Raw genomic sequence first — 26844 nt, 5'->3', positions numbered from 1 at the left:
GTCCCCTCCTTAACTCAATTGTTGTACATGTCTTGTTACTTTAGGCTGATAGCTTCGCAGTTTTTGCATCGCCGAGCCGTGATGTTCAGGGTATACTTCTATCATTTCTTCCGGTTTTTCCTCCGGCTCTTCCGCCTGTTTCATCATGACGAACTGATTCAACGGGCCGCCGAGCAATCGTTCAAGCGCCGCCATTGCTTCCGGCGCTTCAATTGATCCGACTCCCGCCTGTTTCATCCGTTCTTGATAGTCGGCAGATGATACGATTCCGACACTGCCCCAGTAGCTCCAATTCATCACTGCCGCCGAACACGGCCGAACTTGAGCCAAATGAGCGGCAAAGGCATCTTTGAAACTGCATCCGGCAGCATAATTGCTTTGTCCGGCCGCTCGTGCAAATGATTGAACAGATGAGAAGAACAAAGCAAAGTCCAGCGGCTCATTTTGGAACACGCGGGCCATATTCACGCTGACATTGACTTTCGCAGCGAGCACGCTTTTCAAACGGCTTTCCGGCATATTTGCCAGGCTCTGATCCTCTAAAACAATTGCGGAATGGATGATTCCGTTAATTTGCGGGTGCGTGCGTTTGATCGTTTCATACGCCTGTGTGAGCTCATTCGGATTTGCCGCGTCAGCTTCAATATAAATCGGCGCCGGGCCGAATTGGCTGAGTCTGTCGATTTTTTCCTGAATGGCGCTGTTATGTTTTCGTCTGCCGATCCAAACGACTCGCGCCTGATATGTTTTCACGGCATATTCGCTCCATGCCTCGCCGATGCCCCCCGCGCCGCCGATGACGACATAAACGCCGCCTTTTTGGTAAGCGGGCCGGCTTGACACCGGCTGCTGTACAGGAATGAGGCGCTGTTTGTACCAGTGATTGTTCCGGTACGCCCAAGTATTGCCTTGCTCATCAAACGGCGCTGAGAACAGCTCCGCCTTTGAAACATCTTCCGGACAGCCGGCATCAATCAGCCTTGTTTGCCAGTTCGGATACTCTTTTGCGAGCGAGCCGACCAACCCGTGAATGCCTGCATGAGCCGGATCAATAATGTCCGCCGGCTGTACGGACTGTGTTTTTATTGTGACTGCAGTCAAGCTGATTCGCTTGCCTCCATATCCTAAAGCAAGCATGGCCTTAATCACTCTGTACATCTGGATGACGCCCGCATCCTGAGCTTTTACCATGTCATCAGCGCTGTGAAAAGGAGCGATCCATACGATATGCCCGAAAGACCCTGTTGCTTTCAGTTCAGCCGCAACAGCCTCTATTTTATCCTCCGGGTTGATATGAAGCCGTTTCGCAGAAGGATGATGCAATTGAAAAGCCGCGCTTTCCTCATCCCCCGCGATAAAGACAACCTCTTCCGTCTTATATGCCGGGCTTTGATCACGGAATTCCGCGAGATCCCACACCGGAGCCAGAAGGTTTGCTCCATTTAATGATGTTTCCGGCGCGGGGCCTTCCATCATTCTGGAAGAAATCCCTTTAATTTTGACACAGACCCGGCCGGTCTCATCGCATAAGTCAATGTCCATACGCTGTATTTTTTCATCCGTTCCCCGGGAGCTGACATACGCCCACATGCTTGTCGTGCATGGACTGAAAATGTCCAGTTCTTCAAGGGCGAACGGCAGTGACAGCTGGTTATCATCTGCGTGCAGCTTCAGACCGATTGTCGCTTGCAAAGCTGAATCAAGCATACACGGGTGAAGAACGTATTGATCTGCCGTTTCTTCGAGGAAGGAAGGCAGCCGGAGCTCAGCCAATGCTTGATTGCTTCCGATATGAATCTGCTGAATTCCTTGTTGTCCGGGACCGTAGTCAATGCCGATTTTGCTGAATAAGTCGTAACACTGTTCAGAAGTCAGTATACTGAGGCCGCATTGAGCTTTCAGTGCGCCTATATCACGGTGCGGAGCCTCCCTGGCGCTGAGAATGCCGGCAGCGCCCTGACAGTGTATCTGCCTGCCGCTTGCTTCTGTTTGTGAATCCGTGTAAATGTCATACACGATTTCACCGTTTCCCCTCGGGTTCAGGCTGATCTGCGCTTCAATCGGGCGGTGTCCCGCTTCGATCGGCCGAACCCAAACGATGTTTTTCAGGCGGGTGACAGAAGGACGTTCCTTTTGCCCTTTGACTGCCTGAGCAACCGCCGCCCTAGCCATTTCCAAGTAGGCAACGCCCGGCATAACCGGCTTGCCTTTAATAAGATGATCGGTGAAAATCGTCTCTTGTCCCGTAAATTCGGATCGGTACCGCTGCTCTGTTAAATCTGATACATTTTCGTGAAGCAGCGGGTGCAGCACCCGCGACGTCGGCACAGCTTGCGGTTTCTCTGCTTTCGGCCGATTGTCCGTGATCCAGTACCGCTCTTTCGCAAACGGGTAAGCAGGAAGACTCATCCGTTGAGGCTTGATATCAGAATATAGGCCGTCCCATTTGATATCCGCGCCCTGCACCCATAATTCCGCAAGCTTGTCATTCTCTCGGCGGCTTATCAGCTCTTCGATATCCGCCTCGCCGTTTGCACCTGCCAGAATGGATTTCAGGGAGGTTTTACCCGCTTTTCCTTTATAAATACCCGCTATATCATAACGTCCTTTCGCACAGCTCTTTAGCTTGTCCCACAGTTCTTCGGCCGAGGAAGCGATAATGGCCGCTCTTTCTTCCATCGCATCACGCCCCTGCTGAAGCGTGTAAGCAACATCGGCAAGATCCGCATCCGTAAAAGAAGCTTGCGCCAGCTGCTGCGCCTGTTCCTGCAGACGCTCTTCTTCTTTGGCCGACAGCACAAAGATTTGAGGGTGTGTGAAAACAGCTGTTTTTCTTTCTACCTTCGGGATATATTCTTCAATGACGACATGGGCGTTTACGCCGCCGATGCCGAAAGAACTGATTCCCGCACGGCGCGGCAGATGATTGCCGTTTTCGTCTTTCAATGCCGTCCATTCTCTTTTTTCCTGTACGATGTAAAACGGACTGTCTTTCAGCTTGATATACGGGTTGATGACCTCGCTGTGGAGGCTTTTTGCAAGTGTTTTATGCTTCATCTGCATCAGCACTTTGATCACACCCGCGACACCGGCTGCCAGTGACAGGTGGCCGATATTGGTTTTGGCCGATCCCAGACCGCAGTGACTCGCGTAAACGGCGGGATCGCCTGTTTTTTCGTACAGCTTTTGAAAGGCGGATTTCAGGCCGTTGATTTCGACCGGATCGCCAAGCTCCGTTCCGGTTCCGTGCGCTTCAATATAAGTGACTGTTCTCGGATCAACGCCTGCTTTGTCATAAGCCGTTCTGACGACTTCCGCCTGGGCTTTCGGATTCGGCGTCGTCAAGGAGTTCGCACGTCCGCCGTGATTGACCGCGCTGCCTTTAATGACACCGTAGATATGATCGCCCGCTTTTTCCGCTTCTGATAGCTTTTTCAAAAACAGAATTCCGGCACCTTCACTGACGGCAAATCCGTCCGCCCTGTCGGAGAATGTTTTACATTTCCCTTCTTTGCTCAGCGCACCCGCTTTGTCATAAGCGATGTGGCCTTGCGGTGTGACGACGGTATTCACGCCGCCGGCGATCGCCATATCGCAGTTCCCGTTTTCAATGGCGCATACGGCGTGATGAATCGCGACCAGCGAGCTGGAACAAGCCGTGTCGATCGGTTCACTCGGCCCGTGCAGATTAAGCATATAGCTGACGCGGTTCGGCCCCGCTGACGGACTCATATTTGCGGCTGACGCACCGCCGATATCCAGGTCGGAAAACAGTGAGCCGTATCCGGTATTCCCCGTGCCGATATACAGGCCTGTTTTCGTGCCGGAAAGGCTTTTAGCGGAATATCCCGCATCTTCTATCGCCTTCCACGCATACATCATTAACAAGCGCTGCTGGGGATCCATCTGTTCGGCTTCCAGCGGTGAAATTCCGAAGAACAGTGGATCAAAATCCGCAACTCCGTCAATAAATCCGCCCCACTTTACATTAGTTTTGTTGGCTTCATTAAGCGGGTCACCGTAATACTCACGCCAGTCCCAGCGATCCGCCGGCACCTCTGTTATACAGTCTTTTCCCTCTTCTAAGTTGCGCCAATACTCATCAATATTTGCGGCCTTAGGAAACACTCCGCTCATGCCGACAATGGCGATCGGTTCCGGTTTATGTTCAGCCGCCGTCTGAACAGGCTGTACGGCAGTTTTTGCAAATCGTTTGTTCCCCGCCAGTCTGATGCCGCCATCATCTGATACACCGCTTTGTTTTTCTTCTTTCGGCTGTGTGCTGCCGGCAAATTGTGTTTGATAGTCTTCTGCTAAATGATGCGCCAAGGCTTGAATCGTCGCATATTCAAAAAATACGGTCGGTGTCAGATCAAGCTGATAAGTGTCATTCAGCTTGTTGGCGAATTCCGTCAGCGTAATGGAATCAAATCCGTATTGATTAAACTCCAATTCGATATCGATTTCTTCAATGTTTATTTTCAGAAGCCCGGAAACCTCGTTTGCCAGCAATTCCTGAAGTTTTGCCGTCAGGTCTTTCGGCGCAGGCGTTTCATCCGTTTTCTTAACCGGTGCAAAAGCGGCTGCAGGAGTCTTTTGAAGCAGCTTTTCCCGCATTACGGCGCGGTTTCCTTCCATGACGAGCACGCTTGTTTTCCCCATGCTCCATGCTTTGTAAAGAGCTTCTATTCCGGTCTCAGTGCGCATCGGCGTTACACCGGTTCTTTTTTCGGTGAGCTTCGCCATTTCTTCATTGACTTGCATTCCGCCGTTTTTCCAAAGCGGCCAATTGACCGACAATGTGTGACCGTGGCGGTACATTGCGGTAACCAGTGCGTTGCGGTATGCCGCATAGCTGTCCATAAATGCGTTTGCCGCCGCATAATCCGCCTGTCCCGCATTCCCGGTGACGCCGGAAATGGATGAGAAAACGATGAAAAAGTCCAGCGCTAAATGCTCGGTTGCTTCATCAAGGTTGACAAATCCGTCCGTTTTAGGAGCCAATACACTGTAAAGCTCTTCGGTTGTTTTCTTTGCGATATACTGATCTTTCATCACACCCGCGCTATGAATGATGCCGTGAAGGCCGCCATATTCCGTCTCAATCGTTTTGACCAGGTCTGCCGCAGTTTGAGCGTTTGTTACGTCAGCCTGCTTGTATTCCGCTTTTGCTCCGAGTGATTCAAGCGATTGCAGCTGCATCCGCTGATTCTCGCTTAATGCGGAACGGCCTGTCAAAACCAGTGTCGGCTCTTTGACTTTGCGGGCGATTTCTTTCGCGAAAATAAAGCCTAAGCCCCCGGCTCCTCCGGTAATGAGATATATGCCTCCGTCGTTCCACGGAATGCGTATTTTGCCGCCGGACACGGCCGTTTCTTTGACATCTGCGCTGTATCGGATGCCGTTTTCATATTTGATATGGCTGTCATCAGCCCGTGTTTTATTTTCTCTGATGATGTCTGTGATTCTGCCGTTTTCCGCCGGTCCTATTTCAATCAGCTGGGTTTTCAGTTTTTTATGTTCCAGGCCGGCTGTTTTTAACAAAGCTGAAATGCCTGAGAACAGCTGATGCTTATCTGTTTTAGAGAGAACCGTCTGGATGAGGACGTCTCCATCCGTCTCTTCCTTCAGCAGTTTTTGCAGCGTCTCCAATATCCGTCCTGTATAATCACGGAAGCGCGCCGCCGCTTTCCCGTGCCGGGAGGTCATTTCAATACATTCAGCTCCCGCGGCTTCAACGGCTTGTTTCAATCCGGCGTCTGTGTCACAAAGCAACACGATATGCCGGGCAAAAACCGGTTCCGTTTGAACGGCGGTTTCATCGCTTCGGGTCCATACCGGCTCAAGCATGAGCGTTTCCGGAGCTTTTTCTTTTTTCTCAGGTTCTTTTTCAGCCGTTCTGAATGACAAACCTTTCAGCCTTACGCAAACCTTGCCGTTTTCATCACAAATATCAAGATCGCGTTTTTCAATCTGGCCGGCTTTGTGGTCTTCAGAAAGTCTGGCGTAAACCCACATCTCAGCAGCGCATGCGCTGAATACTTCAAGCTCCTGAACCGCAAACGGAAGCATCAGTTTTTCATCATTTGTTCCGGTTAATATGCTTGATGCCTGCAATGCAGAGTCCATTAAGCCCGGATGCATGACATACTCCTGTACCGTGTCCGCACAAGCCGCATCAAGTGACAGTCTGCCCAATACGAAATCATCACCTGTATAAATCGCTTTGACACCCCGGAAAGCCGGGCCGTAATCAAAACCGATTTTGCGGTACATATCGTACACTTCATCTGCAGAAAACGGTGTCTCGGCGGATTGTGATCTCAGCTTTTGGAGATCAATGACCGGAGCCTCGGCGTCAGGGCGGACTGATACTGCCCCTTGGCTGTAAACGGACGGCTGATCTGTTTCCCGGCCGCTGTAAATGTCGAATTGAACGTCATTTGCCGTTTCAGGAATGAGACGGATGTTGACATGAACCGGCTCGTCTTCAATGGTGATCGGCCGCACCCAAACCGTATTCTTAAGCTTGACGCTTCCTTGTCCGGCCGGAACTTCAGATGCCTGTTCCATTGCTGCGCGCGCCATTTCAAGATGTGCCACTCCTGGTAAAATCGGCACGCCTTTTACAACATGGTCCGCAAGGTAAAATTCTTTTCCTGTATAGATTGAACTGAACCGCTGTTCTGCAAGGTTTGAAGTATTTCTGTGCAGAAGCGGATGAAGCGCGTCTTGTTTTCCCGCAGATACAGTGCTTGTTTTTTCGTGTTTTCCGGTGCTTTTTGCCGCCCAATAGCGGTCTTTTGCAAAAGGATACGATGGCAGGCTCATGCGTTTAGGCGGCCGGTCTCCATACAGCTTCGCCCAATCGACGTTCAGCCCTTTGACCCATAATTCAAGCAGCTTCGCGTATTTGCCGCGTGCCATCCATTTTTCAACGGCTTCTTGAATTTCTTCATCTTCCGTCAGCATTTTCAGCGTGCCTTTGTCTATTCTTCCTCTGTACAAGTCCGCGTGCTTATCTCCAGTGATAAACTGTGACAGTTTTTCCTGCAGTTCTTCTGCAGATCCGGCAATAACCGCCAGGCGTTCTTCCATGGCGTCCCTTCCGATTTGGAGGGTATATGCCATAGAAACGAGGGAGGATTGATCGTACCGTTTTTCAGTAAGCGCACGTTTCAGCTGTTTTGCCTGCTCTTTCAGGCGTTTTTCATTTTTGGCGGACAGAACGAAAAGACATGGGTCGATATGAAAATCATCTGCTTCCTCTCTGTCTTCTGGAATGTATTCTTCGATGACGACGTGGGCATTCACGCCTCCGATGCCGAATGAGCTGATGCCCGCGCGGCGAGGCTGTTCGTTTCCGCGTTCGTCCGTCTGCGTCTTCCATTCCATTGTCTCCCGCACCAGATAAAACGGGCTGTCTTCAAGCTGAATGTAGGGATTTACCGTCTCACAGTGGAGACTTTTTACTAGTGTCCGATGCTTCATCTGCAGCAAAATTTTAATAATGCCCGCTGCTCCCGCGGCAAGGGATAAATGGCCGATATTCGTTTTGACCGACCCTAAGCCGCAATAGCCGGCCGCTTTCTCTTTTCCGTCTGCAAACGAGCTGAACGCTTGTTTCAGGCCGTTAATTTCAACGGGATCTCCCAGTTCTGTTCCGGTGCCGTGCGCTTCGATATAAGAGACTGTTTTCGGATCAATGCCCGCTTTTTTGTATGCGGCTTTAATGACTTCCGCCTGTTGTTTCGGGTTAGGCGTTGTTAAAGATGCCGCGCGGCCGCCGTGATTCACCGCGCTTCCTTTAATGACGCCATAAATATGGTCCCCATCCGCCTCAGCGGCTTTCAGCTTTTTGAGGAAAAAGAGACCGGCTCCTTCACCATGGGCAAAACCGTCAGCCTGATCAGAGAACGTTTTGCATCTTCCTTCTTTACTCAGCGCGCCCGCTTTGTCAAAACTGATATACACATCCGGAAGAACAATCGTATTGATTCCTCCCGCCAAAGCCATGTCGCACGTTCCTTCTTCAATTGAAGAAACGGCATGATGTATGGCAACGAGTGAGCTTGAGCAGGCGGTATCAATCGGCTCGCTCGGCCCGTGAAGATTGAGCGTATAGCTGACACGGTTCGGTCCGACAGACGGACTTGTATTCGCCGCGGATGACCCTTCAATTTCCGCATCGGCATTGGCTAAAAGAGAACCGTAGCCGGTATTTCCGGTCCCGATAAACACACCTGTCTTTGTGCCTGAGAGACTCTTTGACGCATATCCGGCATCTTCGATCGCTTTCCACGCGTACGTCAGCAAGAGGCGCTGCTGAGGGTCCATTTGCTCCGCTTCCCGGGGTGAAATCCCGAAAAATAACGGATCAAATTCAGCAATTCCGTCAATAAACCCGCCTTGGTTGACGTTTGTTTTATTGGCTTCTTTTGCGGGATCCCCGTAATAGTCCCGCCAGTCCCAGCGGTCTTTCGGAATCTCGGTCATGCAGTCTTTGCCTTCTTTCAGGTTCTGCCAGAAAGCTTCAATGTCTTCTGCCATCGGGAAAATCCCGCTGATGCCTACGATTGCAATCGGTTCCTGCCCTTGGTCCCGCTGCACTGTCTGCGGAAGTGTCTCAGGCAGAGTGCGGCGCCGCTTAACGGCCGGGCGCGTGATTTGAGTCTCTTTTACCGGTCTTGCCGATTGAACCGTTTTTGTATTTACCGCAAACCGTCCGGCAAATTCCTCTTCGTATTCACTGATTAAATGAACAGCAAATTCATGGATTGTCGGATGATCAAAGAAAATCGTCGGCGTTAACGTAAGCCGGTACGTTTTGTTTAACTGGTTCGTAAACTCAGTCATCGAGATGGAATCCAGCCCGTATTTTGTCATTTCTTCATGAGGATCAATTTTGTCAATGTTTACTTTTAACAGTGAGGCCGTCTGCTGTTTTAACAGATGCTTCACTTTTTCAAGCAGGCTGTCAGCATCAATGTCATGACGTACGCCGGTCTCTGCTTCCGGATGATCATTCTCTTTGCGGAACAGTTTTGCTTTCATGTGTTTCACATCTCCTTCAACAACCGTCATCCGGGCTGTCCCGCTCATCAAGCCTTGATATAAAGCCTTGATGCCGGCATCTGTGCCGAGCGGTGCGATTCCCGCCTCCTGCATCAGCGTATCTTCCGTCTGCTTTCCTGCCTGCATTCCGCCTTCTTTCCATAACGGCCAGCTGACAGAAAGCGTCTTTCCGTATCTTTGTCCCGCGGCTTGTAAAGAACGGCGGTACTCGGCATACATCTCCATAAAGACATTTGCAGACGCATAATCAGCCTGGCCGACGCTTCCAAGCACACCTGATAAGGATGAAAAGACAATAAAGACATCTAATTTCTCATGTTGTGACGCTTCATCAAGATACACAAGGCCCTTCACTTTCGGAGCGAGAACGTGTTGGTATTCCTCTGCCGTCTTCTTCACCATGTAGTTGTCTTTTATAATGCCGGCACTGTGAACAATCCCGTCCAGCTTGCCATGCCGTTTGCAGATATTGCGGATCAATCGGTATACTTCTGCTTCGTCCGTGACATCGGTCTGCTCGTAGAAAACAGAAGCGCCGGCAGCACGTACTGTTTCCAGCATGTCTTTCTGCTTTTCTCTGAGAGCGGACCGGCCGGTTAGTATGATGACGGCGTCTTTTGTACGGTTTGCGATCTCTTTTGCAAAGATCAGACCTAAACCTCCCGCACCTCCTGTAATGAGATAAACGCCTTCGTCTTTCCACGGAATGTCCGGCTCCGCTTGAGAAATATCCATCTCTTCCCAATCAGCGGCAAAGCGCTTGCCGTTTTCATATTTCACATGGACGCTTACGGCATGCATACGGTTTTCGGACGCTTTTTCCGCTATGCCTTCAGCACTTTCTTTCTCCTCGGCTTCGATCATTTGACAAATCAGCTTGGAATGTTCAAGGCATGCGGTTTTGAAGAGGCCGGTAATGCCTGAGAACACCCGCTGTAAGCCTGCTGACCGCGTAACAGCCTGAAAAAGAACGCGGCCCTTCGGCTTGCTTTTCATTATGGTTTTGATATGGTCAAACAGCTGGCCCGCATAAGAATGATACCGCTCTGCAATAGATGCGGGACGCTCGTCCAAGATAATGACGCTTGCATGTTCAAGCTTTGCTTCGACAGCTTGTTTTACGGCTTCATCGTACTCACAAAGGAAAATGATATGCTCTTCATATGAAGGCTTGTGATCGGCCGGTTCCGGCTGCTCTTTCCAGACCGGTTCAGCGAGCAATGTGTCCGTACGGTTGACCGAAACGCCGGCACCCGCGTTTTCTTCCATGATCCGTGTTGAGAAACCTCTCATCCGCACACAAAGCCCGCCGTTATTGTCATATAAATCAATATCGGCTTTTTGGATAGGATCGCCGGCTTTATTGTTCGCACTGAATGTGACGTGCACCCACATATCATCAGCGCACGGATTCAGAACGTCCAGCTCCTCTAAAGCAAACGGCAATGCGGCTTTGAATGGTTCCCCGCTTTCTGCAAGCAGCGCTCTCGTCACGTTTTGCAAATATTCGGCGGCCTGAAGCGCACCGTCCATCATACTCGGATGAAGGATATAATCAGCTTTTGTATGAGAGACGGATTCAGGAAGCTTCAATTTAGCAAGCAGCCGGTCTTCGCCTTTGTATACAAGCTGCACCCCTTTGTAACCCGGCCCGTAATCAGCACCGATCATTCCTTTGTAAAACGCTTGAGATTCGATTGTTCCCTGTGTGCACCGGCGCTTCAGCTGCTCAATATCCGCCGCTTCCTCCGGTTCCTTCCGGATGATTTCAGCGATGCCCTGATTATAAAGAGGAGCTTCTTCACCGATAGAATCGTTACCCCCGTACATTCTGTATTGAATCTGTCCGTCCTCTTCTTCATAAAGTCCGATATGGACACGGACAGCCTCCTGATCGGCTATCACCGGACGGACCCATACAATATTCTTTAAGCGCAGGCCCAGAGATTCCTCTGTTGCCCCGCCGATGCTTTTCTCCGCCGCGGCCCGTGCCATCTCAAGGGTAACGGCAGCCGGCACGATCGCCATTCCTTTAATGATATGCTCGGCAATAAAATACTCTTTTCCCGTGAATTCCGAACTGAACCGCTGCTCCTGCAAGACGGATGTATTCTGATGTACCAGCGGATGCAAAAGCTTGGTATCCGTTTGCTTCACAGTTTCCTCCGGCCAGAAGCGCTCTTCTGCGAACGGGTAGGTCGGCGCACTGATTCTTTGCGGCGCGGAATCCGGATACAATAAGCCCCAATCGACACGCGCTCCTTCAACCCAGAGCGCCGCGAGTGCTTTCAGCTTTTCATCCCGTGTCTGACATGCCGCAAGCTCTTCCATCTCCTGAGCTGACACTTCTCTGCTTCTCACTTTTTCGCCCCGTAAGATGTTTTGGTCATTGCCGTTGATGAAATCCTGCAGCTGACGCTTCAAATCGTGACGATCATGACTGATAAAAACGGCCCTCTCTTCCATCGCTTCACGTCCGGTCTGATACGTAAATGCCAGATCATGCAAGGAAACATCGTTTTCGGCTTCATCCAGAAAGCCGGATAAACAAGATGCATAGGCAGTAAGACGCTGCTTATTTCTCGCTGACAGCGGAACGATATAAGGCGGCTGTCCGTCATTTGATCCGCTGATCGTTTTGTTTTCATACTGTTCAAAAATGGCGTGTGCGTTTGTTCCTCCGAGTCCGAATGAGCTTAACGCTGCGCGGTGCGGCGTCTCCCTCTCCGGCAGCGGTTTTCTCTTATCCGCCACATAAAACGGCGAACCGCAGAATTTGATATTCGGATTCGGTGACGTGTAATTAATGGTAGGCGCCAGCTCCCGATGATATAAACTCATGGCGACTTTGATGCACCCGGCCAGACCTGCTGCTGTATCCAAATGTCCGATATTCGTTTTTACGGAACCGATCCCGCAATACTGCTCCCGGTCCGTGTAACGTTTATACACTTGCTGCAGCGCGGACATTTCAATCGGATCACCCAATGTCGTTCCTGTGCCGTGCGCTTCGATATAGGAAATCGTCTCCGGGTGAATATTCGTGCTGTCTAAAACATGCTGGATGACGTCAGTCTGACCTTTTACACTTGGTGCGTAAAAACCGACTTTATCCGCTCCGTCATTGTTCAGACCGATGCCTCTGAGCATGGCGTATATGTGATCTCCGTCCTGAACGGCTTGTGACGCCTTTTTCAGCAGAATGACGGCCGCTCCTTCTCCGCCCGCCATACCGTCGGCTGAAGCGTCAAATGCTTTGACATGCCCGTCGCTTGAAAAATTCAATCCGTTTTGGTGCACATAGCCGATACCGGTCGCTGCATGCAGAGTTGCTCCGCCGACGAGCGCGTATTCCGATTCTCCGCTCGTTATGCTTTTGTAGGCTGAATAAAGACCGACTAATGATGATGAGCAATTGGAATGAACGAAATAGCTTGGCCCTTTTAATCCGAGCTTATGGGAAACCATCGTCGGAATCGTACCGCTCTGCGCTAACACCCATGACACATAGCCGTCGGGAGATTCATGGCCTTCTGTCGTTTTTTCCGGCAAAAGCGACCGATACGAATTATTGCTTGCCGACATATATACGCTTGTCTTCGGAATCTCTTTCGATACATATCCCGCATCCTCGACGGCTTTCCAAGAATGAAGCAGCAGAAGCCGAAGCTGAGGATCCATAAATTCTGCGTCTTTCGGAGAAATGTGAAAGAACTCAGGGTCAAAGAGATCTTTTCCTTCTATCGTCGATAATGCCGGCACATAGTCGGGATTTTCGATCAAATCTTCAGGCACGCCGGCTTCCCGAAGTTCTTCTTCCGAGTAGAACCGGACGCTTTCCTTTCCTTCTCTTAACTGCTTCCAAAACTCATGATGATTTTTCGCGCCGGGGAACTGGCAGGAGATCCCCACTATCGCCATACTGTCATCAAAGTAAGACGGCACCCCGTTTTGCGGTGTTTGTTCTCTTTCTCTCTCATCTTGGCCGGGCGCCACTGATTGAGCCGCCTGTTTTGTTTCAACAATAAATCGGCTGATCGCCTGAATGGTAGAGTGTTCGAATAAATCGGTGACGGTAAAATCGCATTCAAGCTCCTGTTTAATGCGTTCTGCCGCCGCAACAGCCAGAAGCGAGTCGCCTCCCACATCGAAAAAGCCGTCTTCGATTTTGATGCCCGCCGTATTCAGCAGGTCTTCCCATATTGCGGTCACTTTCGCTTCCGCTTCTGATAACGGCAGTCTGCCCGTCTTTTCAGACCGGTGAACGATTACCTTGCGCTGTTTTAGGTCTTTGCGGTTCACTTTTCCGCTCGGTGTTAACGGCAGCGCATCCAGACGGATAAAATGGGCAGGCGCCATATAATCCGGCAGACTCGATAAAAGATGGTTGCGGAGCGCTTTTTCGTCTGCCGTATGACCGGAGCGGGCCGTATAATAAGCAATCAGCTTTTTATGTCCGTTCTTTTCCTGAACCACAACCGCCTGGTCAAGGATATCCGGATGTTCGCTCAATTTCGTTTCAATCGCTCCCAATTCGATGCGGAAGCCGCGAATTTTCACCTGACTGTCAATCCGGCCGGCATATTCTATATTTCCGTCAGGCAGCCATCTGGCCAAATCACCTGTTTTGTAAAGTTTTTCTCCTTCACTAAACGGATTATCAATAAATGATGCCGCCGTCAGCTCAGGCTGATTGTAATAACCTCTGGCCAGACCGGCGCCGGCCACGCAAAGCTCCCCGGCCACACCGTCAGGGACGGGGCTGAGCTTTTCATCGACGATATAAAGCCGCGTATTGTGAATCGGTTTCCCGATCGGCGTATTCCTGCTTGTAATTTCCTTTTGGCCGCAGCTGTAGTAAGCGGCATAAATGGATGTTTCCGTCGGGCCGTATATGTTTTCAATTCTGGCATGTTTGAAGGTGGAAACTGACTTTTTGACTAAATCTTTCGGAAACGCCTCACCGGCCACCATCACATATTTCACAGGGCCGTCTTCTGTAAATGCCGTATGCCGCTTTACCGTTTCCAGAAATACATTAAACACGGCGGGCGCAAAATTCAGATGCGTGACCTGGTGGGTTTGGATATGTTCCATGCAAAGCTGCGGATTTTTTTCTGCACCAGGCGGCAAAATGACAAGCCGTCCGTTTCCAATAAACCAGCCGAATAATTCAGAAATCGAAACGTCAAATACGTAATTCGTTTTTAACAGATAGGCATCCTCTTGATCGACCGGGTACTCAGCTTCCAAAAACTGCAGCGTATTCATGATGGCCCTGTGCTCAACCATGACGCCTTTCGGTTTTCCCGTGCTTCCGGACGTATATAGAATATAAGCGAGATGATGCGGTTTTGAACGCGGCGTCAGTTTTGCCCCGCTGACAGAACGTCCGCTGTTTTCAATTTCCACCGTGCTCACACCGCCGATGGCCAACTGTTCAATCATGCCGCGCGTCTTTTCCTGCGTTAATACGATTGACACGCCGCTGTCAGTCAACACGTGCGCCATCCGTTCGTTTGGAAAAGCCGGGTCCAGCGGTACATACGCGCCTCCCGCTTTTAAAATGGCGAGGATGCCGATGACCATCTCAAAAGAACGCTCCGTACAAATGCCGACCGGGCATTCCGGTGTGACGCCCTTTTCTTGCAGGTACACAGCGAGCGCCGTGCTTCGTTCATCTAATTCGCGATATGTAAGACTGTTTTCACCGAATGTGACGGCTTCTCTGTCAGGGTGGCGTCCGGCTTTTTCCGCAAACACTTCATGAATGCAGCGCTCATTTGGCTGATGGGATGAACGGCTTTCATCCCGTTTTTGATTGAGCAGGCCGGAACAGGCTTCAAAAGCGATCTCCGGATCAGAAAGCACCTTTTCTGCCAGTTTCATATAATGCTCCGCCATTCGTTCGATGAAAGAAGGGCTGTAGACATCCGGATTGTACAGAAATTGCAGGACGGTTCCCGTTTCTTTTTTATAGACTTCAAGCGCAAGCTCAAATTCGCCTTCCTGATGAATGTCTTCTATCATTTCAATGCCGAGTGATTGATATAGTTCCGCCAGCTTTTCCGCTCCTTCTGTCCGGAAGAAGTTTTGATAGAAAAACGCGGTTTGAAAAACAGGCGACACCGCAGGCGAGCGTTCCGTCTTCAATTCTTTGACAAGCGCGGGAAACGGATACGCGGCATGGTCCAGCCCTTCTGCCAGTGTCAGCTGCAGCTCCTTCAAAAACGCCGTAAAAGATTTGGCGCCCGTCTCCCTGCTCCTGACCGCGATCATATTAATAAAGTATCCGATGACAGACTCAAATTGAGCCTCAGAACGCCCCATCGTCGGCATGCCGACGATGACATCTTCCTGATTCGTATATTGATAAAGCAGCCCTTTGAAAATAGCGAGATACACAACGGATTCATTGACATTATGTTTTTGGGCGCAAACTTTAATCTGCCGGTTCAGTTCATCAGGAAGCAAGCGCTGATACGCCTGCCCCCTGCAAGTTTGAACCGATGATCTCGGATAATCCGACGGAAGCTCAAGCACCGGCAGCGGTCCTTCCAGCTGCTTTTTCCAATAAGAGAGATGCGTTTTTCCCGCTTCGCTTTCCAGCAGCTCTTTTTCCCATTTCACAAAGTCATGATAATCTGCGGACTGCTGAAGCATGACAGGTTCTTTGCCTTCACTTGCTTTTGCATAAGCGTCCAGCAGCGCCGACATAAACGTCATAAGAGAGACGCCGTCAAAAATGATATGGTGAATGGTGATTAACACAATCGGCTCCCGCTTCGCCCGCCGGAATACTTGAACACGCAGGAGCGGCCCGGTTTCAAGCGAGAACGGTTCTTTTGCTTTTTCTTTAATAAACGAAAGAGCGTCACGCCCGCTTAATTCAGAAAGATCCATTTCTTCAATCGGAAAATGCCGATCCGTATCTTCTATCTGATACGGAAGGCCGTTTTCCTCTTTTATCACACTGGTCAAAATAGGGTGCTGGTGCTGCACGGACAAAAGGGCGTTTTTGAATGTCTCGATATCCAGCTTTTGAAAACGAAAGCATAACGGAATGTTATATGCGCTCATCTCCGGAAACATTTTCTGAAGCATCCACAAACCTTTCTGGCCTTCAGAAAGCGGACGTTTTGCAGTTGTCCGCTTGAAAGCCTGAAGCTTTTGTTCTACTTCAGCGATGGTGAGCGTTCCTGATCTGTAGGCATCGAGAAGTTCTTTATGATTCATAGGTCTTACTCCCTTCTATGATGTCTTGCACTCTTTTAAAATCTAATGTCCCCTCAGAGACCTGTTTCATCATGGCGATGATCTCCTGATCCGTATACTCCTTGTTATCCGGAGCGGCGGCTTCTGTTTCGGTTTCTTCCGTTCGGTAAAACGTTTCGATCGTTTCTTTATGTTCTGTCAGGTAATAGCTGATGACGTCTCCGAGCGTGGCATAGCTGTAAAATAACGCCGGAGTGACTTCAATGCCGTAATGACTCGTCAAAAGAGCGGCAAATTTGGCTAAATAGATGGAATCAAATCCGAATTCCGCCCAGTTTTTATGCAGGACGAGTTTATCTTTGGATATTTTCAGCAGACTGTGTATCAGCTCTTTCAAATCCGCTTCGAGCCGTTTTTCTGCGCTTTCTTCCGGGATGTGGCGGCTCACGGTTTCCAAAAGCGCATCCGGTTTTGATGAATCGTCCCGCCGTATGCCTAAAAATCGTTCGGCACGGCTTCTTTCGCCGGCAATGACAAGGCACTGGGTGTTGTCTTGAGAAATGATGCGCTCAAACAGCTCAATGCCTTCATCTGTTTCTAACAGGCGCTGGCCGCTTGATTTCAGGTACATGCCCGTCGTCTCTTCACCGCCGACGGCCATTCCGCCGTTTTTCCAGACCGGCCAGTTGATGACAAAAGCGTTTCCGCTTTCTGATTGTTCGTTTTTATAGTGGGCATACGCCATTTGGAACCTGTTCGCGACCGCGTAATCACAGCAGCCGAAATCTCCTAAAACAGCCGATGTGGATGAAAAGTAGCAGATGAAATCCGGCGTTTCGTTTTTCAGCCACTCGTCAAGAAGCAGGCTTCCGTTTATTTTTGGTTCAAGCGTACTGCGGAAATCCCCGATTTCATTTTCAAAGACGGATGTTCTGCTTTCGATGCCCGCCGCATGAATGACGCCGTGAATGGCTCCGAATCGTTCTTTCGCGCGCTTGATGCAGTCGCCCATTCCGATCGGATCACAAACATCGGCTTCGGCGTAAAGAACACCCGCGCCGAGATTTTCCAGGTCTTTCATTTTTTCTTTCTTTTCTTCATTGATCGGCGACCGCCCCGTGAGAATGACATTTGCCTGGTAGTTCCGGGCGAGATGGCGGGCAAATAAGCAGCCGAGCCCTCCTAATCCGCCTGTAATGAGATATGTTCCGCCGGTTCTGATCCTGCTGTTTTCTTTCGTTAGTCCGGTTGGTTCGGTGTGATAGACATATCGTTTTCCCTCTTCCAAGAAAACGGTTTGGTATGTTTCAGCTTTCAGCTCGTCCCAAATGGTTCTCATCCAGTCCGTTATGGCCGCACCGGCTTTTCTGAAGTGGCCGGTAACACTTGTTTTCGGGAGAACAATGCCGAGCGAACGCTCAAAGCCGATCCATGATTCCAAGTAGCACCTTTCCAGACCGGATGCATATTCCCCCGCCAATAACAGCCTTTCCGGCTGCAGACCGGTCTCAGCCATTGCTTTGAGAATATGGACGATACATGAATAATCTTCGATGCAGCTTTTATCTTCAAGCGCCCATAAATACAAAATGGCAGAAGCTTCACCGTACTCTTTTTGAATATCCGCAAAAGCGTTCACATATGATTGCGGATCTTCCCGCACCACTTGGCAGCGGCCGGCGGACAGAGCCTCATATCGGTCTCCCTGAGCGATAAAAATAACGTCAATGTCATTGTCATACGATTTGATCACAGAGACGGCTTCCTGCTGCTTCTTCTGATCAGATAAGAAAGAAATCACCGTTTTGATTTTCTTTTCTCCGGCAGCCGGCAGAACCTGTTCTTTAAGAACTTCTCTAAAAGCCATTACTTCAAATTGTTCCGCCGGATCACTTTCATCAGACGGCGCGTTAACGGGCGCGGCCTTGCTTTGTACAGGCTGCTGATGCCAGAAGCGTTCTTTCGCAAACGGATAAGCAGGCAGGCTGATGCGGGCCGGAGGACGGTCTCCGTATAATTTCGCCCAATCGATGTCCAATCCTTTTACCCAAAGCTCAAGCAGCTTAGAATATTTCCGTTTGCTGATCCAAGCGTCTATGATTGTTTCCATATCATCATCCGCCGAAAATACGGCAAGCATCCGTTTGTTTTCTTCCGTGCCGTCACGGTGCAGTCCGGCGCTGTTTTGTCCGGCGATAAATCCATTCAGTTTTTCCTCAAGTTCATGAAGTGAATGGACGATAAAACCGAGACGCTCTTCCATCGGCACCCGGCCCGTCTGAAGAGTAAAGGCTATGCTCATAAGGTCGCTGCCGCTGTATCTTTTTTCACGGATGGCGTCTCTGAGCTGTTTTGCTTTTTCAGTGAGCCGTTCGCTGTTTTTCGCGGACAGGACGATGATGGCGGGCTGATCTGCCGGCATCTCATCAGGCTCTTTGTCTGCCGTATATTCTTCTATGACGAGGTGGGCGTTTGCTCCTCCCGCGCCGAAGCTGCTTAACCCCGCCCTTCTCGGAAGCTCTTTGCCGCCGATGACGGGACGTTTCCACTCACCGAGCTCCTGCTGAACGGCAAACGGCGTATACGCGAAATCAATATTCGGATTCAGCTGTTCCGCGTGCAGGGACGGCGCAATTTGGCGGTCTTTGAGCTGGAATAGTATTTTTGTCAGACCCGCAATGCCCGCGGCGCTTTCACAATGACCGATATTTGATTTTGCGGAGCCGATGGCGCAAAACTGTTTATCTGTTGTATCCTCTTCAAATGCTTTCGTTAATCCGGCGATTTCAATCGGATCTCCTAATGCGGTCCCCGTACCGTGGGCTTCAATATAACTGACGGTGCGCGCCGGGACGTTTGCCCTTTCGAAAGTTTCTTTTATTAAGGCGGCCTGCGCATTCGGATTCGGAACGGTGTATCCGTTCGTTTTGCCTCCGCTGTTAATAGTGCTTCCTTTAATCACACCGTAAATGTGATCGTTGTCGGCAATCGCTCGGTCCAACGGCTTTAATACGACCGCTCCTACCCCTTCTCCGTCGACAAAACCATCCGCGCGGTCTCCGAACGATTTGCACGTGTCGCCTGCGGAAAGCATGTTCATGACTGACAGATTCATATAATGGATCGGGTCGGTCACTATGTTTACGCCCCCGGCAATCGCACATTCGCTTGAACCGCTGTATATGCTCTCAAGCGCCAGATGAATGGCCGTCAAAGAAGAAGAGCAGGCTGTATCAACGGCAATGCTCGGCCCTTGGAAATCAAAAAGGTAAGATACCCTGTTGGCAATGGACCAATAGCCGTAGCCTGTCGGGTAGTTTTTGTTCATCGCGCCGGCAAAAACACCGATTTTTCTGCTTTGGCACAGGTTGTCAGGCGTATAGCCGGCATCCTCGATACTCGCATACGCCGTTTCTAAAAATAATCGCTCCTGCGGGTCCATTCGCTCCGCTTCCAAAGGAGAAATCTGAAAGAACAGCGGATCAAACTTGTCCATATCCTCAATGAAGCCGCCCCATTTCGTATAAATAGAGCCTTCTTTACCTTTCTCTTCATCGTAGTAATCCTGCCAGTTCCAGCGTTCCCGCGGGATTTCTTCTATGCAGTTTTTTCCTTTTTTAATATTAGCCCAAAGCTCAGCCGCTGTTTTTGCCTGCGGGTAGCGTCCTGAAACACCGATGATGGCCACGTCGCGAACCGAACTTTGCCGGACGGTCTCTTTGGCTGCCCGTTTTTCCCTCCGCCGCCAGTCAGTGCGAAGCGGCTTAGCCGGCTGTACAGCCTGCGGTTCTGGTGATGCCTTCCGTTCTTCCTGAACAGGCGTTTGTCCCGTCAGTTTGATCATCGCGTCTTTTTTCGTCTTGATTAAGTGAGCGACGAGCGCCTCAATCGTCTGATATTCAAAAAATAAAGTGCTGCTGACTTGGTCCAATACATTTCGTAACGCGTTTGTCAGCTGTACGACGACGATAGAATCAATTCCGTATTTTTCAAGCGGCGCTTTCGGATCAATTTGAGCCGGCGGAATTTTTAATGTTTCTCCGATTAACGTTTTCAAGTACTCGGTGCTTTTTTCTGTTAAAGACGTGTCGCCTTTTTGCACCGTTGTTTGCGCCTGAAGTTCCGGCGCATGTGCTGCTTTTGGCGGAGCGGTCCGTTTTCCGGCCTCTGCTTTAAACGTTTTTTGGCGAACAATGCCGTTGCTTTTTGCCGCTATAATCTGATGGCTTAATTCATGTGCCGCTTCTGCCGGGAAGAAGACAGAATGCCAGCCTTCACTTTCTAACACGCGCTTCCAGCTTTCCGGATACAAGCCCGGGCACCCCGGAATACGAAGGGCAGAATCTTCATGCAGCCACCAGCCTTCAAGCAGTCCGAAAGTAATATGCGGGAACAGGCTGTTTCCCGCCATTTCATTTAAGAGCAGCAAACCGTTGTCTTTTAAAACGGCTTTGGCATTTCTCAGCGTCTGGCGGATGTCTTTCGTCGCGTGGAGCACATTGGCCGCAACGACGATGTCGTATGCGCCCGGCTCTATGTCTTGGCCGGCAAGCGGCGCTTCTGCGTTAAAAAGCTTATACGTCAGATAAGGATTCCGTTTGCCGTATTCCGTCTCCGCATGCACGAGAAAAGCTTTTGATACATCGGTGTAACAGTATTCTTTTATATGGTTTTGATACGGCCTAAGCTTTTCAAATATGCCTGCGCTTGTGCCGCCTGTGCCCGCTCCGATTTCCAGTATGCGGATCTCGGCTTTTGAATGTTTACTGATGTTTTCTTTCACATAAGCCGTTAATGTATCTGACAGGGCGCTGTTAAAGTAATCCGCGACTTGATTGTGCTTATAAATTCCTTCAACAAGTTCCATTGAAGAGTGCGGGAACATGATATCTGTCGCCGGCACGTCTTCGCGCAGAATGTCCGGCAGTGCTTTAAGCATCGTCTCGGCTAAAACAGTCATCGCTTTTGTATCGGCGTTATTGAGCCATTCCTCTTTTTCCCGCTCCCATTTTTGCCATAGCGAGGCGGTTGTGTTTTCGGCTCGCGCCGACAGTTTATATGAATCCGCATTCCCTTCCAGATAGCCATGTTCCAGAAGGAAAGCGATCGTTTGATTGAGCCATTTTTTAAAGTATTCATGTTCGGGCTCATACGCTTTAAGGCTTTGCGGCGTCAGCAAGTCTGCTTCTTTAAGCTGGGCGATCAACAGCTGATACAGAAAATCATCGAGCTCCTGATGTTCAGCCTCTCTAACAAGACGTGCGCCGGGCGGAGCGACCTTCGGCTGTTGTGAAAAGACAAGCGGCTGAGGCGGATAAACGGAAATCTTTTCTCTTTCATTCATCCCTTCGACTGCGACCGGTTTTGTCGTATGAATGAAAGCCGCCTGATCAACCGGCAGCGTCATAAGGGTTTCAAGCGCCTCCATTGCAGCGTCCGGTTCGATCAATCCCAATCCGATCTGATCCATCAGCTGAATAAAATCCCCGTCTTCAGCCGCTTCGCTGTTGCCCCAATAGCCCCAATTCATCACTTTGACCGGACAATTCCATGTCTGATCAAGTTCCTTCGCAAATGCGTCACTGAAAGCGCATCCCGCGGCATAATGGCTTTGTTTCACGTTATGGATAAATGCCACAAGCGAGGAGAAGAAGAGCGCAAAGTCAAGCGGCTCCCGTCCAAATACCTCCGCCATGGACACACTTACATCGGCTTTTGCCCGCAGCACCGATTTGAACTCTTCTGTCTTCATATTATTTAAGCTTTGCTCAGACAGATCCATTGCCGAGTGGATGATTCCGTTCATTTTTGTGTGGCGCTCTTTTATGAACTGATAAGCCCTCTCTAAGGAAGCACTGTCGGCGGCATCGGCGGAAACATATTCAGGCGCCGGGCCGAATGCGCTGAGCCGGTCGAGTTTCGCCTGTATGGAATCATTCAGTGTGCTTCTTCCGATCCAAATGATGCGTGCTTTGTAGCGGCGGATCATGTATTCACTCCATGCCTCGCCAAGATACCCCGCGCCTCCGATCACGGCATAAACCCCGCCTGTTTGGTACAGCGTGCCGTTTTTCGGCATATTGTCAAGCGGTATCAGCTGCCGCTCAAACAGCTGCTGATTGCGGTACGCCCAAATTTGACCGTTTTTCCCGGCAGAAAGACTGAGCGCCTCTTCGATCGGCCAACTGCCGTCCGTTTCTGTGTCAATCATGCGGATATGCCAATGCGGATATTCTTTCGCCATTGTTCCGGCAAGTCCGCTGACTGCGGCTTGTGACGGGTCGGCGCTGTCTTGATCCGAAAACGGCTGGGCATTTGCTGTGACGATGCACCAGTCCAAACGTTTTTCTCCGTACCCTAAGGCAAGTAATGCTTTCATCAGCTTGAACACATGAAGAACGTTTCTTTCCTGTTCCTTGAGGCTGTCAGCACTCTCAGCCTGCGGAGCAAGCCAAATGATTTGCTCCAGTTCTTTTTGTCCTTCAAGCATGTGCGTAAGAGATGTGATATCATCCGTACCTCTGATCGGATAATAGGAAGCGTTCGGCAGATGTTCTTTTATGCGCGTATGTCTCGAATCCGTTCCGCCGAATACTGCCGTCTGCTTATCCGCCGCTGCTTCCCCGACTTTTTCAAGCGCAACAGGCTCCCAAGCCGGAATCAGCATCGTATGGCCGACAGGCGCCTCCGAGGTTTCTCCGCCCGCTGTTTGGCTTGTGTCAAGCGCCCGGACGGACGCGCCTTTCATCCGGACATAAACCGTACCGGCATCATCGCACATATCAATGTCAAATTTTCTTACGTTGTCATCTGCTTTGCTGCCTTCTGTGTACCGGATATATGACCAGATATGTTCAGGACACGGCCCGAACACTTCCACTTCCTGCATCGCAAACGGCAAAGAAAGCTCGTGGCTGTCTGCATCATCATGTATTGAGCGGACAAGCAGACCGACGGAAGCGTGAAAAGCGGCGTCCATCATACTCGGGTGAAGCGTATACTGTTCTTTTTTGTCATGTACGGCTGCTGGGAGTGAAATACGGGCCAATAATCGGTCTTCTCCGATCAGCAATTGCTGTACGCCCCTGTATGCCTCTCCGTAATCCAGACCGATCTTCTCAAAAGCACCGTAACATTCTTCCGCAGTCACAATTCCTAAATTGCAGGAAGTTTTGACAGACTCGATATCAATCTGGGCGCTTCCCGGTTCGGTAATGACCGCTTCACCCTGGCTGTGAATAACCGGATCTTCGCCGTTTTCTGCCTCACTGTATATTTCATAGGTAATCTCACCATTATCTTCTGGGTAAAGGGCAATATGTATTTCCTTCGGTTTGTCTTCAACCATGACCGGCCGGACCCAAACAACCTGCCTGAGTGTGACGCTTTGGCCTTTTTCCGTCACGGCAGCGGCCTTTTTGACCGCCTCTCTGGCCATTTCCAAATAGGCGACGCCCGGCAGTATTTTTTGCCCGTTGACGACATGGTCAGATAGGAAAAATTCATCTCCAGTAAAAAGAGACGTGAAGCGCTGCTGCGAAAAATCTGACGTATTTTCTTGTAAAAGCGGATGCAGGCCTGACAGGCTTTTCTCCTGTTTTTTCTGCTGCGGAATCCAATAGCGTTCTTTTGCAAACGGATAAGTCGGAACGCTTGTTTTACGCGGTTTACCCGAAGCGTACAGCTTATTCCAATCTATTATTTTCCCTTCTGCCCATAACGCGGCAAGCCGTTTCGGATCGTCCGTCTCGGGAGCGGCTTCGCTCAGTTCCGGCAGCTCGGCTTGTCCGCGCCAAAGACCGGGGATGTTTTCGTTTCCTTTTACGAAATCATTCAGCTTTTCTTTCAAGTCGCGGGTGTCATTTACAAGGAAGACAGCTCTTTCCTCCATTGCTTCACGTCCTGTCTGAAGAGTATAAGCCAGTTCAGACAGCACCGTCTTTTCTGAAAGCGATCGGGCTAGTTTTTCCGCATAGGCCAGAAGCCTGTCTTTATTTCTTGCTGACAGCGGGATGAGTTTTGCTGCATCGTTCTCAGGTGCAGGCGCTTTTTGTTCAGGCTGAATGTATTCTTCTAAAATGATATGGGCATTCGAACCTGATGCACCGAAGGAACTGAGCCCGGCCCTGCGCGGATAATGTGTGACTTTACCGTTTTCTTCGGCTGCCGGCTGCTTCCACGGAGCAGTCTGCTGCTGTACGTAAAAAGGAGATTCCTCAAATTTCAGGTAAGGATTTAATTCCGCAGAATGCAGTGATTTGACAAGCGTTTTGTGATGAAGCTGCAGCGCCGCTTTTGTTAACCCGCTGATCCCCGCCGCTGATTCTGCGTGGCCGATATTTGATTTGACCGAACCGATGGAACAAAATTGCTGATCCTGCGTCCCTTGACTGAACGCTTTTGACAGACCTTCAATTTCAATCGGGTCTCCTAACGAAGTACCCGTGCCATGGGCTTCCACATAACTGACGGTCCGCGGGCTGATACCTGCTTTTTTCAGACAGGCCTTAATGACTTCTGCCTGTGCAGCAGGACTCGGGACGGTAATTCCGCTTACTTTTCCGACGTGGTTAACGGCGCTTCCTTTAATGACCGCGTAAATGCGGTCACCGTCTTGTTCGGCTTTTTCCAGCGGCTTGAGCAAGACCGCACCGACTCCTTCTCCGGAAACGTAGCCGTCCCCGCCCTCGCCGAATGTACGGCAGCGGCCGTCACTTGAGTGCATGCCCACGCTTCCGTAGCTGAGATATTTCGCCGGGTGCAGCGACAAGTTCACCCCTCCCGCAAGCGCGGCCTCACATTCGCCGCGGCGGATGCTTTCAATGGCCAGATGAACGGCGGTCAATGATGAGGAACAAACGGTATCCACCGCGATGCTCGGCCCGTGGAAGTCACAATAATAGGACACTCTGTTGGCAATCTGCGCATAATTCAGTGAAACCGGAAAAGGATCAGTTTCAGATAATTGTTCTGCGCCGATTAAGGAATAATCTTTATGCATCACCCCTGCAAATACGCCGATCAGATGCTGTTTTTCCCCTTTATTTCCCAGCGTTTCAGGCGTATACCCCGCATCTTCAATCGTTTCCCAGCATGTTTCTAAAAACAGGCGCTCCTGCGGGTCCATCGTTTCCGCCTCACGCGGTGAGATTCTGAAAAACTGCGGATCGAAGCAGTCGGCATCGTCAATGAAACCGCCCCATTTTGATACTGTTTTTCCAGACGGGGACGTTACGTTTTGATATGTTTTCCAATCCCATCGGGACTTCGGAACTTCAGTGATGCAATCCGTGCCTGCCTTCAGGTTTTCCCAAAACTCCGCCACACTTTTCGCTTTCGGATAGCGGCCGGCCATTCCGATAATCGCGATGTCTCCGGTGTTTTTATGATGTTCTGGCGCGTCCGGTGCTTCAGCTTCAGACCGTGATGGTTCGGCCGCACGTTCCGCACATTCAAATGAAACGGTCTTTTTCAAAAAGGCTGCGAGTTCTTTTATATTTGTATATTCAAAGAGAAGAGTGGGCGCGAGGTCCGCACCCGTCTTTTTACTGATATCCTGTACAATCTCAAGCAAAGAAGATGAATCCAGCCCAAGCTCGTAGTATCCTGCAAGAACGTCCAGCGTCTCCCAAGGCTGCCCAAGCTTATCAGCCAAAAGCTTCTTTAAAAACAGAATGATGTCTTTTTCATCTGCGCTTTCCGGCTCAGTTGCAGCCTGTTGATTCTGTTCGGCTGTATTCGCGTCTTCTTCGAGCCGAACCGCTTTTCCCGTAATGTTTTTCAGCTCCGCCACCTTTTGTCCGGATCGGCTGAAGTACTCGATCGTCATCGTTGTGAGTTCTTTTTCCTGACGGACGCCGGAAGCGGCGATACGCGCCGTGCACTCAGATTGCAGCCTGTCGGCGGCCGTGAACGATTCATAATATAAAGGCAGATGAAGCCGGTTTGTTTCAGAAAGCAAACCGCTCGCCCCGATTCCGCTCGCATCCAAAAGGGCCGGATGGAATAAAAAGAAATCTTTTCCTTCTTCGCAAGAAAGCTCAGCCAGCATGCCGCCTTCTGTTTCGTACAATCGTCCGTTCGATTTCATCATGCCGGAATGAACCAAGTCATGATCCAGACAGCGGTTATACATGTCATCAAGATTCAGAGATCTGCCTGACTGCTTCACATCGCCGAAATCAATGGTTTCGTCAAATGTCACAGCGTCTCTTTTCACCATTTCAGCCGTCGCATATTGTATATTGTCTGACAGCTCGTCACCTTGCTGTTTCTGCCCTGAAAGGGAGATGAGCCACTTTCCATCTCCGCTATCAGTACATTGAATGGTCAGAATGATTGCAGCCGTTTCACTGACGGTTAAAGGCTGATAAATCGTAACGTGCTTCAATTCGAGCTCATTGTATACATAACCGTGTTCCTGAAAAACCTGATAAATCAAATCGATATAAGCAAGACCGGGCAATACCGCTTCACCAAAGACCATATGGCCCTTCATGATGGGATGATCCAGTGAGATATTGATTTTTTCCGATATCATTCCTTCCCACTCCT

2 protein-coding genes are annotated in these 26844 nt (G+C 50.2%); both read right to left on the bottom strand.

Annotation, left to right across the window (positions count from 1 at the left end; genetic code table 11):
• Positions 1-9: 9 nt before the first annotated feature.
• Entirely contained in the window at positions 10-16311 is a 16302-nt protein-coding gene (locus NYE62_RS08765; protein WP_342497374.1) for an amino acid adenylation domain-containing protein, read from the bottom strand.
• Positions 16301-26830 carry an SDR family NAD(P)-dependent oxidoreductase gene (locus tag NYE62_RS08760; RefSeq protein ID WP_342497373.1) on the bottom strand — a complete coding sequence of 3510 codons (10530 nt, stop codon included), beginning with the start codon at positions 26828-26830 and terminating at the stop codon, positions 16301-16303. The genes NYE62_RS08765 and NYE62_RS08760 overlap by 11 nt, the downstream gene beginning before the upstream one ends.
• Positions 26831-26844: the final 14 nt, after the last annotated feature.

The sequence above is a fragment of the Bacillus sp. FSL K6-2861 genome (genome assembly GCF_038630725.1).
In the GTDB taxonomy this organism is placed as follows: domain Bacteria; phylum Bacillota; class Bacilli; order Bacillales; family Bacillaceae; genus Bacillus; species Bacillus velezensis.
Note: the sequence above shows the minus strand (reverse complement) of the source record. Positions and strands in the feature narration are given on the sequence as shown.